Source organism: Halobacillus halophilus (assembly GCF_020171985.1).
In the GTDB taxonomy this organism is placed as follows: Bacteria; Bacillota; Bacilli; order Bacillales; family Halobacillaceae; genus Halobacillus; species Halobacillus halophilus_A.
Genome location: NZ_JAIVAL010000001.1, coordinates 752,402 through 767,980, shown reverse-complemented (window position 1 = coordinate 767,980; position 15,579 = coordinate 752,402). Strand labels below are relative to the sequence as shown.

The following is a 15,579-nucleotide window of genomic DNA, read 5'->3' as shown; positions in this document are numbered from 1 at the left end:
CCCCTTCCATTAGTGGAAGGGGGTTTTCGTTTGGTATATTAATGGTTTGAGAGGCTTGCCAGCCATAGTATAATAGATATAATTGATTTTGAGGTAAGGGTGATCTTATGCAGAAATTCAAGTGGAGTCACTTGGTTGTTTTATTGTTCTTTATTATATCCGCTGGGTACTTATCCATACTTTCTATTACCCAGCCTTTCCTTGGAATTGATTTGGAAAAACAAGGGGACAATTGGGTCATTACACATATTGACATGGGGAGCTGGGCTGATCGCGAAAATATACCTATAGGTTCCAGTGTTACTACTATAGAGGGAAAGGCACCGGAAGAGCATTTTAGTGTCTCTATGTTTGAGGAAGTAGAGTTAGCGAAATCTTTTACAATTCAGACTTCCTCACAACCATTCGTTTATGAGAACATTGAGCAAAAAGGTCCTCTTCACTGGACGCTTTTTATTATTATCCCTATTTTATTTTTTCTTTCTATACTGGCGATCGCTTATCTTGTTCATAAACGAGTTCCTAAAAGGTATTCTGCTAATCAATTAATTATTTTCTTTTTGACTATAGCGACGGGGTATTTAAGTAATAGTGGAGCTGTGCGGGATGATTTGTACAGTATATTTTTAAATACTTCTTTATTCTTAGTGGCTCCTGTCATCCTCATGCACTTTTTATATAATTATTTTCAAGAGCTTAATATTTATTGGTTTTCCAAGAAAATCGTGTATTCTCTATATGTTTTCGTCATTGCGGTTTCCAGTTTGGAAGGGGTATTTTTATATAGTCATCATTATCCTGATGTATTCGGTTCTATCCCTGGATGGCTGCTTATGGTACTTTACATTTTTTTATTTAGTGTCATTTATAAAGGTCATTATATTTATAAAGAATCACCCGTCGGTTCTATTTTCAAATACATGAGTGTTGGTATGACTGTCGCTTTCTTTCCTTACATTTGGCTTTACCTTGTTCCTGCTTTACTGTTTGGAGTGAAAATTATATCAATTGAGGTAGGGGCTTTTTTCTTAGTAGCTTTACCTATAACATTTATGTATCTAATTACTCGCGAACGGCTAATTGATATAAACTTTGTTATCAGCCGTGTTCGTTACTATGCTTTATTATCTGTTGTTCCAAGTGTGTTTTTAACGCTGGGAATCACATGGCTGATGGGAACAATATCATCTGAAGTGACTTATGTTCAGATTTACTTACTTATTCATATAGGTTTTATTATGTTTCTTTCCATTAAGGAAGTATTGGATTTCCGTTTGCAAAGGTATTTGTTTTCGGCGAGGTACAGTTATCAGGAAAGTATGCACCGAATTTCTAAGGACATGAAAGATCAGTCAAACGCCGTTGATTTGATGAAAGTCATGCGAGATGAAATTAGAAATGTAATGAATGTTAAAGAAATTTATATCTATTCTAAGCATAATAAAAAGAATATGTATTGTGTGTACGATCCAATTCCAGACGATATTCTAAAACACTTTGACCGCGAACTTATTAGTTACAATTACGATATTGGTTCCATTATAGAGACTGAAAAAGGATTCGGTGTTATTGTTGGGTATTCGTTAGAAAAATTAACAATGCTCTGGTGTAAAGGAAAAAAAGATTATACTAACTTGAACCGTGACGAAAAGACCTATCTTCAGACAATATCCCATAACGCAAACATTGCCATTGAAAATATGAATCTTATTGAAGATCTGGTAAAAGAATTGCAAACTTTAAAAAGTGATAATACTCAAAAGTACCCGACTTGGTTATCCCGTCTTCTTTTCACAATTGCTGAAAATCAGAGGAAGCAGCTTTCTATTGATCTTCATGATACCGTCTTACAGGAACAACTATATTTATATCGCAAAATGGATGATTTGATTGCGCATCATCATTCTTTGGAGCCAACTCTTCAGGCAGAATTAAATATGTACAAAGAATCGCTGCTTGATAGTATTCACTTAATTAGAGAAACCTGTAATGAACTAAGACCTGCTTTCATAGAAGAGTTGGGATTGGTCCAATCATTAAAGAATCTAATTCACCAATACCAATTGCGTTCAAACTTCACGGTGTATTTTAGAAGTGATGAATTTCAGGCTGGCTTAGACCAGGAGCGTATACTTGCCATCTTTCGTGTTGTGCAGGAATTGCTTACCAACGCTATGAAACATTCGGAAGCTAAAATAGTAAAATTATCATTATCGAATGATGAGGAACAAGTCCACTTATTTTATTCAGATAATGGCCTGGGGATGGATTATTCTTTTAAGCGTGATTTATTTTCTCACATCGGGTTGTCAGGGATTGAACAGCGGGTGAACGGGCTGAATGGAACTCTTGAAATTGACACAGCACCCGGTGCAGGATTTAGAATGACGATAACTTTTCCTTATGCATCCAAGAAGGAGGTCCATGTATGACTAGAGTATTAATTGTAGATGATCACCCAGCAGTTGGAGCAGGAACTAAAGCAATGCTGGAGCAAGAAAGTGATATGAAGGTAGATGTAATTGACCATTGCGATAAAGTAGAGGGCCTTCTGGATCAGTATTTGTATGACATCTTGTTGCTTGATTTATATATGCCGGGGATGAATGGAATTGAACTGGCCAAGCAAATACGTAAACACTATCCGGATCTCACCTTGTTAATTTATACCGGGTTTGATCTTAGTACTCACTTCAACATGCTTGTAGAAGCCAATATTAATGGTTTCGTAAGTAAAACAGCGACTAGTGAACAACTCGTTACTGCTATTCGTTGTGCGCTTAGGGATGAGGTGGTAATTCCGCTCCATCTCTTTAAACAGTTAAGGCGATCCGAAGCAAGTGTCAGCCAAACGAACGAATCGCAGGAAGGATCAGGGCTTTCTTTAAATGAAAAGGAACAGTCGATTCTTAAGGAGGTAGCATCAGGGTTTACTAATCGGGAAATTGCTCAAGCGCTTCATATGTCGCAAAGAAGCGTAGAATACACACTTACTGGCATTTTTAATAAACTTAATGTACGATCAAGAACAGAAGCCCTTTTCAAGGCCCAGGAACTCGGGCTTGTGTCTAAATCATAATAGGGTGACACACGGCAGCTTGTTAAGTCATACGATAAATTGACTAAATAATTCCCCTCAATCCTCATGCTCAAGGACAACAAGGAGGGGTACGCTTGTGAAGGAGGAGGGCTATCGGCCAACACAAATTCTAACCAAGCGGGAGCGAGAAGTTTTTGAGCTTCTGGTCCAAGACAAGACAACAAAGGAAATCGCAAAAGAGCTCTTTATTTCAGAGAAAACTGTGCGGAATCACATCTCAAACGCCATGCAAAAGCTAGGGGTGAAAGGACGCTCACAGGCAGTTGTAGAACTGCTACGTATGGGTGAACTGGAACTTTAAGTCTCCATAGAACAGCAAAGATATGGCATGTTTGAAATGGGAGGACCTTCCAGGTATTGCAAAAGGTAGCAATACCTGGGAGGGTTTTTAATAAGGAATAGTTTTATCTTGAATTTTTGTTTATAAACCACGAGAATGAGACATAAAGAAAAATTCGTTAGGAGTGCTGAATGTGTCTAATCAATTACAAGCGTCTATTATAGCGGATGTAGAAAAAGAGCTCAGATACATATCTGGAATTATCAAACAAAGGGGACGAGTAATTTTAAACCACTATCCTATTACCGCCCCGCAGTTTGTTGCTTTGCAGTGGTTACTTGAGAAAGGGGATATGACCATTGGTGAATTATCCGATTATATCCACCTTGCTTGCAGTACCACTACTGATTTGGTGGACCGCATGGAAAAAAATAAACTGGTTGAAAGAGTTAGGGATGTAAAGGACCGCAGAGTGGTCAGGATCCATGTTCTTCAAAAAGGTGAACAAATTATCCATGAAGTAATTGAAAAGCGACAAGATTATTTAAAGGAAGTGTTGAAAGATGTTCCCACAGATGATGTGGAAACATTAAACAACTTATTGCAGGTCCTTCATGAAAAAATGCGGGACGCTGATCAGGGGCAATTTGATTAAGAATTAAAAGAGGGATGATACGTGAAACAACAGTCGATTGGAGTTATTGATTCAGGTGTAGGTGGATTGACAGTAGCCCGGGAGCTCATGCGTCAATTACCAAAAGAATCTTTTATTTATTTAGGAGATACCCGAAGATGCCCGTATGGCCCGAGATCGGAGGAAGAAGTTCGGGTTTTTACGTGGCAAATGGTAAATTATTTACTGGCAAAAAATATAAAGATGCTTGTGGTAGCCTGCAACACGGCGACAGCTTATACACTCACAGAGCTGCAGGATGAACTTGATATACCTGTAGTTGGTGTTATTGCTCCGGGAGCAAGAGCAGCTATTAAGTTTAGTAACAATAAACGTATTGGAGTTATTGGTACAGAAGGAACAATAAAGAGCAAGGCTTATCCTGAAGCGTTAAGGTCTATTGATCAGTCAATCAAGGTTAATGATCTAGCTTGTCCTCCATTTGTACCTATGGTTGAAGAAGGCATTCTATCTGGACCAGAAGCAGAAGGGATAGTCGCTCGCACTTTGCAGCCTTTAAAGGCTATGAATCATATAGATACCTTAATTTTGGGCTGCACCCATTATCCATTGATTAAAGATCTGGTACAAAATGAAATGGGAGATCATATTCAAGTGATAAGTTCCGGAGAAGAAACAGCAAGAGAAGCAAGTTTTATGCTTGCCTATCATAAAATGCTGGAAAAAGGAAAAGAGCCACCTGTCTATGAATTTAATACAACAGGGGATCTAGAAAAGTTCCGAATGATTGCAAACAGCTGGTTCGATGATCCGGTGGAAATCGTAAGGCTTGTAGAATTAGAACACGTTCAAAGCACTGCTTATTATCGATAAGTGGTGTTTTTTTTATGTTAATTGATTAAGGAACAGGTGAAAAAATCTGTGGTCTATTCCTTTTTTGGGCTCGTATATATGGTAGTACAATCAATCTCAGGAGGGGAAACGATGAAGATGGCTGGTTATAAACCCTATTTAATTGCGGTTTTGTTATTCATAAGCTCAGGACTTTTAAGCGGCTGCTTATTTGAGGGAGAGCAAACATTAGAAAAAATGGATGCACCGAAGGAGACCACACTGACTGACTCAGAAATGGATAATGATGCTGTATCACCGGAAGGAGAGAAGGCAGAAGAAGGAGAGGCGAAAGAAAGTGGAGATACTACTGAAGAGGAGCCAGCATCCGCTACAGTAAAGAGAGAGCTTTATCTATTGGATGCTAATGGTATGGTCGTTCCCCAAACTCTTGAACTTCCTGCATCCGAAGAAGCAGCGGCTCAGGCACTTGAATACTTAGTGAAAGACGGACCAGTTACGAATTTACTGCCTAATGGATTTCAAGCGGTTTTGCCGGCAGGAACTGAAATTTTGGGTCTCAATCCGGAGGCCGATGGAACGATGGTGGTAGATGTTTCACCTGAATTCAAGAATTATGAGGAAAAAGATGAACAAAAAATCCTTCAAGCCATGACGTACACCTTAACGCAGTTTGAAAATGTAAAACGCATTAAACTGTGGATCAATGGTCATGAACAAGATGTTATGCCAGTCGGTGGAACCCCTCTAACGGACGGGGTTTCACGCTCCAATGGAATCAATATTCATGTGGGGGACCAAACGGATGTACTCGATAGTGAAGCGGTAACGGTCTATTTTCCAACTCAAAATGGTGATCAGGTTTATCAAGTTCCTGTTACCACACGAGTGAAGAAGAGTGACGACAACTACTCCTCCGTGGTCCAAGCCCTTCTAAACGGCCCTGAACTTGGAACCTCCCTACTTCACCCTTTTAATGAAGGTGCGCAGGTGACAGGTACTGAGCTGAAGAATGGCGTTTTGAAGCTATCCTTTAACGAAGCTATATTATCAGGCGAAGAACAAAAGTCGCTATCGGATGAAGCACTAGCCAGTCTGGTTATGAGTCTAACCGATCTTTCCGAAGTTGAATCTGTAGAAGTCCAGGTGGAGGGTACAGAGCAGGTAATGAAAGAATCAGGAGAACCTCTGGTAGAACCCGTAAGTCGAACTGATATCAATAAAGCTGAAGAACTCTAAAATGAAAAGGGGTGCCCTCTAAGGTGCCCTTTTTCTTTTTGGAAGCGGAGAAGAACAGACTTACTACCGAGCAGCTATAAATTGTGTTAAGATGGGCTAGGATAATGGAGTAGAAGAAGGAGGCGGCTTTAATGAGAAACGATCAAAGAAAAGCAAATCAATTAAGAAAAGTGACGATAGAAACTGATTACGTAAAACATCCTGAAGGTTCGGTATTAATAAGTTTTGGAGATACAAAAGTAATTTGTAATGCCAGTATTGAGGACCGTGTCCCACCTTTTTTACGAAATCAAGGAAAAGGCTGGATCACGGCTGAATATGCGATGCTCCCCAGAGCAACGGAGAATAGAAACATCAGGGAGTCTTCAAAAGGAAAAGTATCTGGACGTACGATGGAAATTCAACGCTTGATTGGGCGTGCACTCCGGGCAGTAGTGGATTTAGATAAAATTGGGGAGCGCACACTATGGGTCGATTGTGATGTTATTCAAGCAGATGGAGGAACACGAACAGCTTCTATAACAGGGGCATTTGTTGCTGTAGTCCTTGCATTAGGTAAATTAGTGCATAACAAATCCATTAAAGAGCTGCCAATTAGTGATTATTTAACAGCAATATCTGTAGGCGTACTTCCGGAAGGAGAGGAAGTGCTGGATTTATGTTATGAAGAAGATAGTAAAGCACAAGTAGATATGAACGTTGTTATGACTGGAAATGGGGAATTTGTTGAACTTCAGGGTACAGGAGAAGAAGCGACTTTTTCTATGCCCCAGCTCCAGACCATGCTCTCCCTTGCTCAAGAAGGAGTTACGGAGCTTGTGGAACTTCAACGGGAGGCAATTGGAGAATGGGCAGAGGTTATTTCTGCTAAACAAGCGGCGCAAACGGAGGGTCAATCGTGAAAGAGGTTTTAATTGCAACAAAAAATGCCGGAAAGGTCGGCGAGTTTCAGGAGCTTTTTGCTGCTTATGATATAGCAGTAAAGTCTTTACTTGATTTTGAGGAACAGATAACGGATATTGAAGAGACCGGTACCACATTTGCAGAGAATGCAACTATAAAAGCAGAGACTGCAATGAATTACTATCAAATTCCAGTGATTGCAGATGATTCAGGTCTTGAAATTGATGCATTGGACGGAGCACCGGGTGTTTACTCGGCACGATATGCCGGGAATGATAAAGATGACGATAAGAATATGGAAAAAGTGCTTGATGAGCTAATAGATACACCATTAGAAAAGAGGACGGCTCGTTTTGTCTGCGCAATAGCCGTAGCCCGGCCGAATGAAGATACCTTTGTGAAGACCGGCATATGTGAAGGTCATATTGCTTTAATGTCCAGAGGATCAAATGGTTTTGGGTATGACCCGATTTTTATTCCAAAAGGGTCTGATCGAACGATGGCTGAGCATACTTCTGAAGAAAAGAATTCCATTAGTCATCGACATTATGCTATCCTGCAAATAGAGGAATGGTTAAAAGATCAATCGTAAAGAGGTGATCCAGATGCCGAAAGTATTAATTATTAGTGACAGCCATGGGCTGGAAGAAGAATTAATCGAAGTAAAAAAACGTCATCAGCATGAAGTAGACGCCATGCTTCACTGCGGTGATTCTGAACTGAGTTATGATTCTCAGGAATTAGAAGGCTTCTATTATGCAAAAGGTAATTGTGATTTTGAGCCAGAAATGGAAAATAATCAGGTTGTGTCAGTAGGTGATATTACGTTTCTTGTGACTCACGGTCATCTTTACCAAATTAAATCTACCCTGATGCCGCTTTCCTACAAAGCTGAAGAAGTAGGAGCTCAAATAGCATGTTTTGGTCATTCACACATTGCAGGGGCTGAAAAAGTAAATGAAAAACTGTTTATTAATCCGGGGAGTTGCCATCTTCCAAGAGATCGGGAGGAGCCAACGTATGCTATCCTTGAATGGTCGTCTCTTGATCAATTGAAGTTACAATTCTTTCATATCAATGGGGATGTAATGCCGGAATTATACATGGAAACATCACTTGCAGCAAAGGAATAATTCTTTGCTGCAATCCTATTGACAAATATATGAGTTCTTATTATAATAGTTTTTGTCCGCTTAAACGATATAGAAATGTTGCGGTTAATAATCTTCATAAATGCGGGTGTAGTTTAGTGGTAAAACCTCAGCCTTCCAAGCTGATGATGAGGGTTCGATTCCCTTCACCCGCTCCATATCATATTTAAATTGAAAATACTTAATCTTGTCCCAGTAGCTCAGCAGGATAGAGCAACAGCCTTCTAAGCTGTGGGTCGCAGGTTCGAATCCTGCCTGGGACACTAACTTAAAACAGCTGACTCCTTTTTTATAAAGGAATCAGCTGTTTTTTAAGTTATACATCGGTTAAAATTATCCTATTTTAAAATGCAACCAATTTTTAATATGAAAAAGCAGTGAATACCGCTGGGGAGTAAATAAAAATCCTGTTTTGAAAAGACTTGTTTCACTTGCATTAAATTGAGAAGGTCTTGGAGAATTAAAAGAGTCCATAGATGCTCTCGGAACATGTGATGGTCATGGTATTTTATTCAAGATCACGGGTGTTCTAGGACGTCAATCTAAATAAATCTAAGCCGCTTTCGATTAGATCGAACTTCAAACAACTTTGATCATAAAAGACTTCCAAGTATGGTTGTGTTTCGAGGGGGTAATATCGGATGAAGAATGGGTGATGTCCTGTTAGGTTTCTTAAGTAGGAATCAGTAAGTAACTCTTTTAATGATATAAACTCTTGATTTGGTGTGTGGGCATTCCCTTCTACTAAACTGAAGCCATCGCTTTCAAGTCTGTGCAACAAATTCAATAGTAAAACCCTCCTTTTCAAGATAAATAGATGTCTACTACTATTATTTGCTTATTGAAGGTTTAACGCAATCAGAATTTTTGTCGGATTTGATTGAAAAAAGTCTTATAGGGGTGGCTGTTAGCTACATTTTGAAGGTTTTAGAGAAGTGTAAATTCAGGTGCAGAACTATACTTTTATATTTACTTTAATTACCGCTCTAATTGAATTCTTACTTCTTGATTACATAAAGCGCTGAAATCTAATATAAGGTTTCAGCGCTTTATGTATAAATTTGGAATAAATCGGTTTCTGTTTCTAAAGAGGGCGGTCATCAAATTCATAATGGACTGGTCCGGGTGCTACACGTGCATTCATAAGCGCTGGAGTATCCGGGCGGGCAATTTGATAGACCGCTGCTCCAACAATTTCTGTAGTTTCTTTCAACTTATCTTTACTAATTTTATCTATTGTATCTTCAGGGGAATGATACCACGGCTCAAGAGGCGCATGAATGAATAATGCAGACGGGATGCCGCGTTCAAAGAACGGGACATGGTCACTGCGCCCGAGCTGCCCGTATTCCACTACTTCTGCTACTCTCGCTCCTGCAGCCGCCCCTAAATCGGTTACCATATTCTTTTCTCCATCAGGTGTAAACATAATTAAATCTCCAGAATCACGACTGCCTATCATATCCATCTGAAAATGAGCGACCGTTCTGTGAACTTCATCTTCACTTAAAGTTCCTGCGTAGTGGTAAGAACCAATTAGCCCCTTTTCCTCGGCACCAAATGTCATAAACCGCAATTCAGTATCTGTTGGAGTATTCGCCATTATTTTGGCTAGTTCCAGCACTCCGGACACACCTGATGCATCATCGTTAGCACCTGGGCCTCCCGCTACAGAATCATGGTGAGCACCTACCGTAATTATCTGGCCGTTATCTTTGTTTTTATGAGGTTTCATTGTAGCAATCACATTGTATGAAGTTTTATCCACTACTCCTGCGTCTTCAACGGATATTTCTGCATGTACTTCTTCTGATTGAAGCTGGTTCACCAGGGATAATCCTGTTTCACGGTCTATAGCGACAGCTGGTATATTCTGCCCTTCGTATGTATAACCAAAGTCACTTCCTTTTTCTCCTTCTCGGTTGAACATGATCACACCTACAGCACCTTTATTTAAAACATTTTGGACTTTTTCATAAAAACTAATGGAGCCTCGTTCAATTAAAGCGATTTTACCTTTCACAGAATCCGTTACTTCTTCTGCAGATGCTAAACCAACATATTGAAGTTTAGAGTTTATTGTCCCGTTCACTGATCCATTGAAGGTGTTAACATTATCGCGAAAATCTTTACCATTAATAGCAATGGAAGAACTACCTCCGTACCAGTCTTGAAAAGTAAAGGGCTGTAATTCCGTATTATATCCATAGCTTTCAAACTTTGCTTTTATATACTGAACTGCGTGGTATTCGCCTTCTGTTCCAGCCTCCCTTGGTTGTTTTGACAGATAGTCTACTCGTTCATAAAGTCGATCAGCACTAATTTTCTTAATAATCTTATTATCGAACGCATGATCACTATTGCTGTTATGAACAGGGGGCGCAGCATCAACTGTGGCTGGAGCAGTGCTTAAAATTAATCCAGCGGCTAACATCATTTTTATTCCTTTTTTTGTCATTTACTAACTCCTCCTTGAATATTTAGCTCGAGACAATCTAACTATAATCTATTTCACAAAAAATGGAAATAGAGCTTCATTTAAGATTAATAGAAGGTTGTATTACGAGGCCAACTTAGGGCCTATACCAAAAATGGAAGTTTCTGAAGCAACCTGTCGAATGTATGAATACAAGTGTCTGCTTTAACAATTACGGGTAATGGTAGAACAGGTGAATGATACTTAAGAATCAAATTCCTAAAATTTGGCCAGGCAGTGGATATGAAAACGTTCAATTACCGTGTTGGCTTTAAAAGGAGGGAAGAAATTATTTATGGAACAAATGAATTTGTTCAACGATGACACGCTGAATATACCTGAAACGGTCCTGTCTCCAATAGAGTGTGATAAAAAATTAAATACTCAGGACTTTGCGGCGAACCAGAAATTATTTTCAGAATATGTAAAGTTAATTCAACGACAACATACATGTTCATGGTTTGAAGCCAGGCAGTTGTTCTTTAAGTTAAGGGATAGAACTCTCGAATGAGTGGAGAGAAGAGGCTCGAATTTAAAGCAAATAAACGAATGTCAAATCATAGAAAGCAAACGAGGCAAATTATTTTAAAGTGTGAGAGATAAATGACAATTTTATTAACTTAAGCTATTATTCTACATTTTTTGCTATAATACAGGCAGTTGGCACTAAAAAAGGATATACCTAATTAGATAGAATAATAGAAAAGGAGTGTACTTCTCAGTGAAAAACATAAACCGGTTGTTTAAAAAGGGACTGGCTTTACTGCCGCTCAGTCTGGTCTTGCTGTTGACCGGCTGTAATAGCGATCTTGCTATTTTAGATCCCAAAGGCCCTGTGGCCCAAACTCAAAAAGACCTCATTTTATACTCCGTCTATTTTATGTTGTTTATTGTGGTTGTCGTATTTGCAGCCTTTACGTATATGGTCGTTAAGTATAGAGAAAATAGACCGGGGCGTAAGGAGACCGATTATGATCCTGATTTGCATGGGAACAACAAAATTGAAGTAATTTGGACGGTTATTCCTTTTATTATTGTTATTGCCTTAAGTATTCCAACTGTGGATACATTATTTCAATTGGAAAAACCACCGGAGGTTGAGGCAAACGAAGAAGAACAGGAACCTCTGGTTATCCACGCTACCACAGCGGATTGGAAATGGTTCTTCAGTTATCCTGAAGAAAACATAGAGACAGTTAATTATCTGCATATTCCGACCGATAGGCCGATTGAGTTTAAATTGTCTTCTGCCGATGCTATGACAGCTCTTTGGATTCCAAGGCTTGGCGGCCAAAAGTACAATATGGCTGGAATGATGAACACTCATTATCTTGAAGCGGATGAAGAAGGTGTCTATAAAGGAAGAAACTCAAACTTCAATGGAGAAGGATTCACGAAGCAGACATTTGAAGTTTATGCAGAAAGCCCTGAAGCGTACGATCAATGGGTGAGTGATACGCAAAATCAGGCACCAGAACTAACTCAGGACAGATATGATGAATTACTCGCACCGGGATTGACGGAAGAACATGAGTTTTCATCTACACACTTGGCATGGGTTAATCACGGAAACCCTGAGGGGATGGATTATGCCATTAATCGTCATTTTCAAAAATATGGTGAATTGATGCATTTAGAAAGTCATCAGGATGCTGAAGACTTTATGGATGAAGAAAATAACGACGATCACGAAAGCGATAGAGATCATTAGGAAGCAGGTGAGTAATTTTGCAACTAGACGAATTTTTTGTGACCGGTGAACCTCTCATATACGCGGGTATGGTTTCCATTGCCCTCGTGACGATCTCCATTTTATTTTTCCTAACGTATTATAAGAAATGGGGATGGCTCTGGCGTGAGTGGCTTACAACGGTTGACCATAAAAAAATAGGAATTATGTATATTTTGAGTGCTCTTGCGATGTTATTCCGCGGGGGCGTAGATGCTATGATGATGAGAACACAGCTGGCGTTTCCGAACATGAACTTTTTAAACGCACAGCATTATGACGAAATCTTTACTACTCACGGTACCGTTATGATCATCTTCATGGCCATGCCGTTTTTAATTGGACTTATGAACTTTGTAGTGCCTTTGCAAATTGGAGCAAGGGACGTAGCTTTTCCTTATTTAAATGCTTTAAGCTTCTGGTCCTTTTTGTTCGGGGCTATGCTGTTTAACATATCGTTTGTTATTGGTGGTTCTCCAGATGCCGGGTGGACAAGTTATACTCCGCTGGCAGGAGCTGCCATGAGTCCAGGACCAGGACAAAACTTTTATCTCCTGGGCTTACAGTTATCAGGTATTGGTACATTAGCAACAGGTATTAATTTTATGGTAACTATCTTAAAAATGAGAGCTCCAAAAATGAGAATGTTTCAGATGCCGATCTTTACCTGGTCCACTTTGATTACATCTTTCATTATTGTATTTGCTTTCCCTATTCTAACGGTTGCTTTAGCTCTAATGACGCTTGACAGAGTATTCGGTGCTCAATTCTTTACCTTAACAGGTGAAGGTATGCCGATGATGTGGGCAAACTTGTTCTGGATGTGGGGACACCCTGAAGTTTACATTGTTATACTTCCTGCATTCGGGATTTTCTCTGAAGTTATTTCAGCATTTGCCCGTAAGCAATTATTCGGTTACAAAGCTATGGTCTGGGCGATCATATTAATCGCTGGATTGAGTTTCCTTGTATGGGTCCACCACTTCTTTACAATGGGTGCTGGTGCTTTTGTAAACTCAGTATTCTCTATTTCGACGATGCTCATTGCTGTGCCGACCGGAGTGAAAATATTCAACTGGCTGGGAACACTATATAAGTCTAAGATTAATAACACAGTAGCTATGATGTGGGCCTTGGCTTTCATACCAAGTTTCGTCATTGGTGGCGTTACCGGAGTTATGCTTGGTATGGCCTCAGCGGACTATCAATTCCATAACACCTACTTCCTGGTTGCGCACTTCCACTATGTATTAATCGCGGGTACGGTATTTGCCTGCTTCTCAGGTCTTGTGTTCTGGTATCCGAAAATGTTCGGACATAAGCTCAATGAAAGACTCGGAAGATGGAGTTTTTGGTTCTTTGTTATTGGGTTCCATGTTTGTTTCTTCCCACAATACTTTGTAGGTTTAGATGGAATGCCACGTCGTGTATTTACCATCATTCCTGAGTGGATGCCACTAAACGTTATTTCTACTGTAGGTGCATTTGGAATGGGAGCTGGCTTTGCCATTTTTGTATTCACCATTCTTTACAGCTACCGCTATAGTGAACGCGAAAAAACAGGAGATAGTTGGGATAATGGAAGAACGCTTGAGTGGGCCACTCCTACACCTGTACCTTTTTACAACTTTGCAACGCTTCCCCATATTGACAGTCAGGATGCTTATGTGAAGTTAAAACAAGAAGGTAAAACGACGTTTGAAGAAGATAAAGTAGAGCCTATTCATATGCCTAGCAATACGGGACAGCCTTTCATTATGATGGCTTTCATGTTCATTGCAGGATTTGGACTTGTATTTGAATGGATGTGGATGGCTATAGGTGGTTTACTTGCGGTATTCGTAATGATGGTTATCCGTTCCTTTGATTACGACGAAGGCTTCCATGTAGAAGTAGATGAAATCAAGCGTACTGAACGCTCGGCAAGGAGGTTATAATATGAGTTCTCATGAGCTGAAAACAGGTCCGTTAGAATATAGAACTGAAGAAGGTCGTCTGACCATTCTTGGATTCTGGATATTCTTAGGAGCAGAAATTGTATTGTTTGCTACACTCTTTGCCACTTATGCTGTATTATTCGGCAGGACAGCTGATGCTCCTTCTCCTGGAGAGCTTTTTGAAGCGAAGACTTTAATGATCATGACATTTATGCTATTAACAAGTAGTTTTACTTGTGGAATCGCCATTCATGAAATGAGGCGAGGATCGGTTAAAGGATTACGAAACTGGATGATTGTCACCTTGCTTCTTGGGCTCGGATTCCTTGGATTTGAGATTTATGAGTTTATTCATTACGCTCATGAAGGTGCCACACTGCAGTCTAGTGCTTACTGGTCATCTTTCTTTACACTGGCAGGAACACACGGACTGCACGTCACGCTTGGTATTGGCTGGGTAACTCTCTTGCTTATTCAATTAACACAGCGAGGATTAACCCCTAAAACTAGCAGGAAATTCTTTGTGATAGGTCTTTACTGGCACTTTCTGGACGTAGTGTGGATTTTCATTTTCACAAGCGTTTATTTGATAGGGATGGTGGTTTAACATGACAGATCATAAAAAACGTATTCCTACTCAACACATTATTGGCTTTTTCTTATCGATAACGTTAACCTTAGTAGCCGCATGGGCAGCTTTACAATCTGATTTGTCCGTTAGATGGATTATCATCGGAATAATGGCATTAGCGATTATTCAGGCAGGTATTCAACTGTTTATGTTTATGCACGTTGTAGAGCCTGAAAGTCAAGGTGGTCATATCCCTTGGAATATGATGTTTCACGGCGGCGTTCTTGCAACCATTCTTGTAGCCGGATCATTGTTTACGATGTCCTTTGGCTTTTCACATGATCATGACGGTGATGGTCATAACCAGCAGGAGCAGCAGGAAGAGCATAGTGAAATGGAAGATTCTACAGAGCATTCTGGCCATTAATTAACCATGTAATTTAATGATCTGGTGGTGATGTAAATGAAATTAAATGAAAAAGTTCATAATTGTGAAGATAATCAAGCCACGGAAATATTATCTCAAAAACATGTTATTAGTTTTATGCTCTGTATTTTATTAACAGCTATTTCTTTATGGGGAGCGCTCTATACAGCTTACTCGCCTAAGTTTGTGCTTTACGCCATTTCAGGATTAGCTTTTACCCAGGCGATTTTCCAATTATTCCATGTGCAGCTTCAAAACCAAAAGACGTACAGATAAATTA

General features: G+C 39.7%; 16 protein-coding genes and 2 tRNA genes. 17 read left to right on the top strand and 1 reads right to left on the bottom strand.

Translation table 11 applies throughout. The annotated features are described in order from the left end of the window. The first annotated feature begins 107 nt into the window (after positions 1–107). The 11 genes from LCM11_RS03990 (at position 108) to LCM11_RS03940 (ending at position 8,422) form a co-directional block, all read left to right on the top strand. Positions 108–2,432, top strand: a complete 2,325-nt coding sequence (locus LCM11_RS03990) for a sensor histidine kinase (protein ID WP_224892942.1) — start codon at positions 108–110, stop codon at positions 2,430–2,432. Beyond that, positions 2,429–3,079: a response regulator transcription factor gene (locus tag LCM11_RS03985; RefSeq protein WP_224892941.1), complete on the top strand. Its 651-nt coding sequence runs from the start codon at positions 2,429–2,431 to the stop codon at positions 3,077–3,079. Before LCM11_RS03990 ends, LCM11_RS03985 begins: the two co-directional genes overlap by 4 nt. Positions 3,080–3,176: 97 nt before the next feature. Further along, complete coding sequence (locus LCM11_RS03980; RefSeq protein WP_014643940.1) at positions 3,177–3,401, top strand: helix-turn-helix domain-containing protein; 225 nt, start codon at positions 3,177–3,179, stop codon at positions 3,399–3,401. Positions 3,402–3,573: 172 nt separating this feature from the next. Then, positions 3,574–4,035 (top strand): MarR family winged helix-turn-helix transcriptional regulator, encoded by a 462-nt coding sequence (locus LCM11_RS03975; RefSeq protein ID WP_224892940.1) that lies wholly within the window; start codon positions 3,574–3,576, stop codon positions 4,033–4,035. 21 nt (positions 4,036–4,056) lie between these two features. Continuing rightward, positions 4,057–4,887 carry a glutamate racemase gene (racE, locus tag LCM11_RS03970; protein WP_224892939.1) on the top strand — a complete coding sequence of 277 codons (831 nt, stop codon included), beginning with the start codon at positions 4,057–4,059 and terminating at the stop codon, positions 4,885–4,887. Between the two features lie 111 nt (positions 4,888–4,998). After that, the gene (locus LCM11_RS03965) at positions 4,999–6,105 is read left to right on the top strand and encodes a GerMN domain-containing protein (RefSeq protein ID WP_224892938.1); all 1,107 of its coding nucleotides are present in this window, start codon (positions 4,999–5,001) and stop codon (positions 6,103–6,105) included. A 131-nt stretch (positions 6,106–6,236) separates the two neighbouring features. Then, positions 6,237–7,007: a ribonuclease PH gene (gene rph, locus LCM11_RS03960; RefSeq protein WP_224892937.1), complete on the top strand. Its 771-nt coding sequence runs from the start codon at positions 6,237–6,239 to the stop codon at positions 7,005–7,007. Next, the gene (locus tag LCM11_RS03955; protein ID WP_224892936.1) at positions 7,004–7,600 is read left to right on the top strand and encodes an XTP/dITP diphosphatase; all 597 of its coding nucleotides are present in this window, start codon (positions 7,004–7,006) and stop codon (positions 7,598–7,600) included. Before rph ends, LCM11_RS03955 begins: the two co-directional genes overlap by 4 nt. A 13-nt stretch (positions 7,601–7,613) precedes the next feature. Next, positions 7,614–8,141, top strand: coding sequence for a metallophosphoesterase (locus LCM11_RS03950; protein WP_224892935.1), 528 nt, complete (start codon positions 7,614–7,616; stop codon positions 8,139–8,141). A 102-nt stretch (positions 8,142–8,243) separates the two neighbouring features. Beyond that, positions 8,244–8,317: transfer RNA gene (locus LCM11_RS03945), tRNA-Gly, on the top strand. A 31-nt stretch (positions 8,318–8,348) separates the two neighbouring features. Then, positions 8,349–8,422, top strand: a tRNA-Arg gene (locus LCM11_RS03940). A gap of 821 nt (positions 8,423–9,243) precedes the next feature. On the opposite strand, the gene LCM11_RS03935 is transcribed toward LCM11_RS03940, so the two are convergent. Next, the gene (locus LCM11_RS03935) at positions 9,244–10,617 is read right to left on the bottom strand and encodes a M28 family peptidase (RefSeq protein WP_224892934.1); all 1,374 of its coding nucleotides are present in this window, start codon (positions 10,615–10,617) and stop codon (positions 9,244–9,246) included. Positions 10,618–10,930: 313 nt separating this feature from the next. Between LCM11_RS03935 and LCM11_RS03930 the strand changes: the two genes are divergently transcribed. The 6 genes from LCM11_RS03930 (at position 10,931) to LCM11_RS03905 (ending at position 15,575) form a co-directional block, all read left to right on the top strand. Beyond that, the gene (locus LCM11_RS03930; RefSeq protein ID WP_224892933.1) at positions 10,931–11,146 is read left to right on the top strand and encodes a hypothetical protein; all 216 of its coding nucleotides are present in this window, start codon (positions 10,931–10,933) and stop codon (positions 11,144–11,146) included. A gap of 210 nt (positions 11,147–11,356) precedes the next feature. Then, positions 11,357–12,346: a cytochrome aa3 quinol oxidase subunit II gene (gene qoxA / locus LCM11_RS03925; RefSeq protein WP_224892932.1), complete on the top strand. Its 990-nt coding sequence runs from the start codon at positions 11,357–11,359 to the stop codon at positions 12,344–12,346. A gap of 17 nt (positions 12,347–12,363) precedes the next feature. Continuing rightward, positions 12,364–14,301 carry a cytochrome aa3 quinol oxidase subunit I gene (gene qoxB, locus LCM11_RS03920; protein ID WP_224892931.1) on the top strand — a complete coding sequence of 646 codons (1,938 nt, stop codon included), beginning with the start codon at positions 12,364–12,366 and terminating at the stop codon, positions 14,299–14,301. 1 nt (position 14,302) lies between these two features. Then, complete coding sequence (qoxC, locus tag LCM11_RS03915; protein ID WP_224892930.1) at positions 14,303–14,908, top strand: cytochrome aa3 quinol oxidase subunit III; 606 nt, start codon at positions 14,303–14,305, stop codon at positions 14,906–14,908. 1 nt (position 14,909) lies between these two features. Continuing rightward, positions 14,910–15,299, top strand: coding sequence for a cytochrome C oxidase subunit IV family protein (locus tag LCM11_RS03910; protein WP_224892929.1), 390 nt, complete (start codon positions 14,910–14,912; stop codon positions 15,297–15,299). 36 nt (positions 15,300–15,335) lie between these two features. Then, complete coding sequence (locus tag LCM11_RS03905) at positions 15,336–15,575, top strand: hypothetical protein (RefSeq protein ID WP_224892928.1); 240 nt, start codon at positions 15,336–15,338, stop codon at positions 15,573–15,575. Positions 15,576–15,579 lie beyond the last annotated feature (4 nt).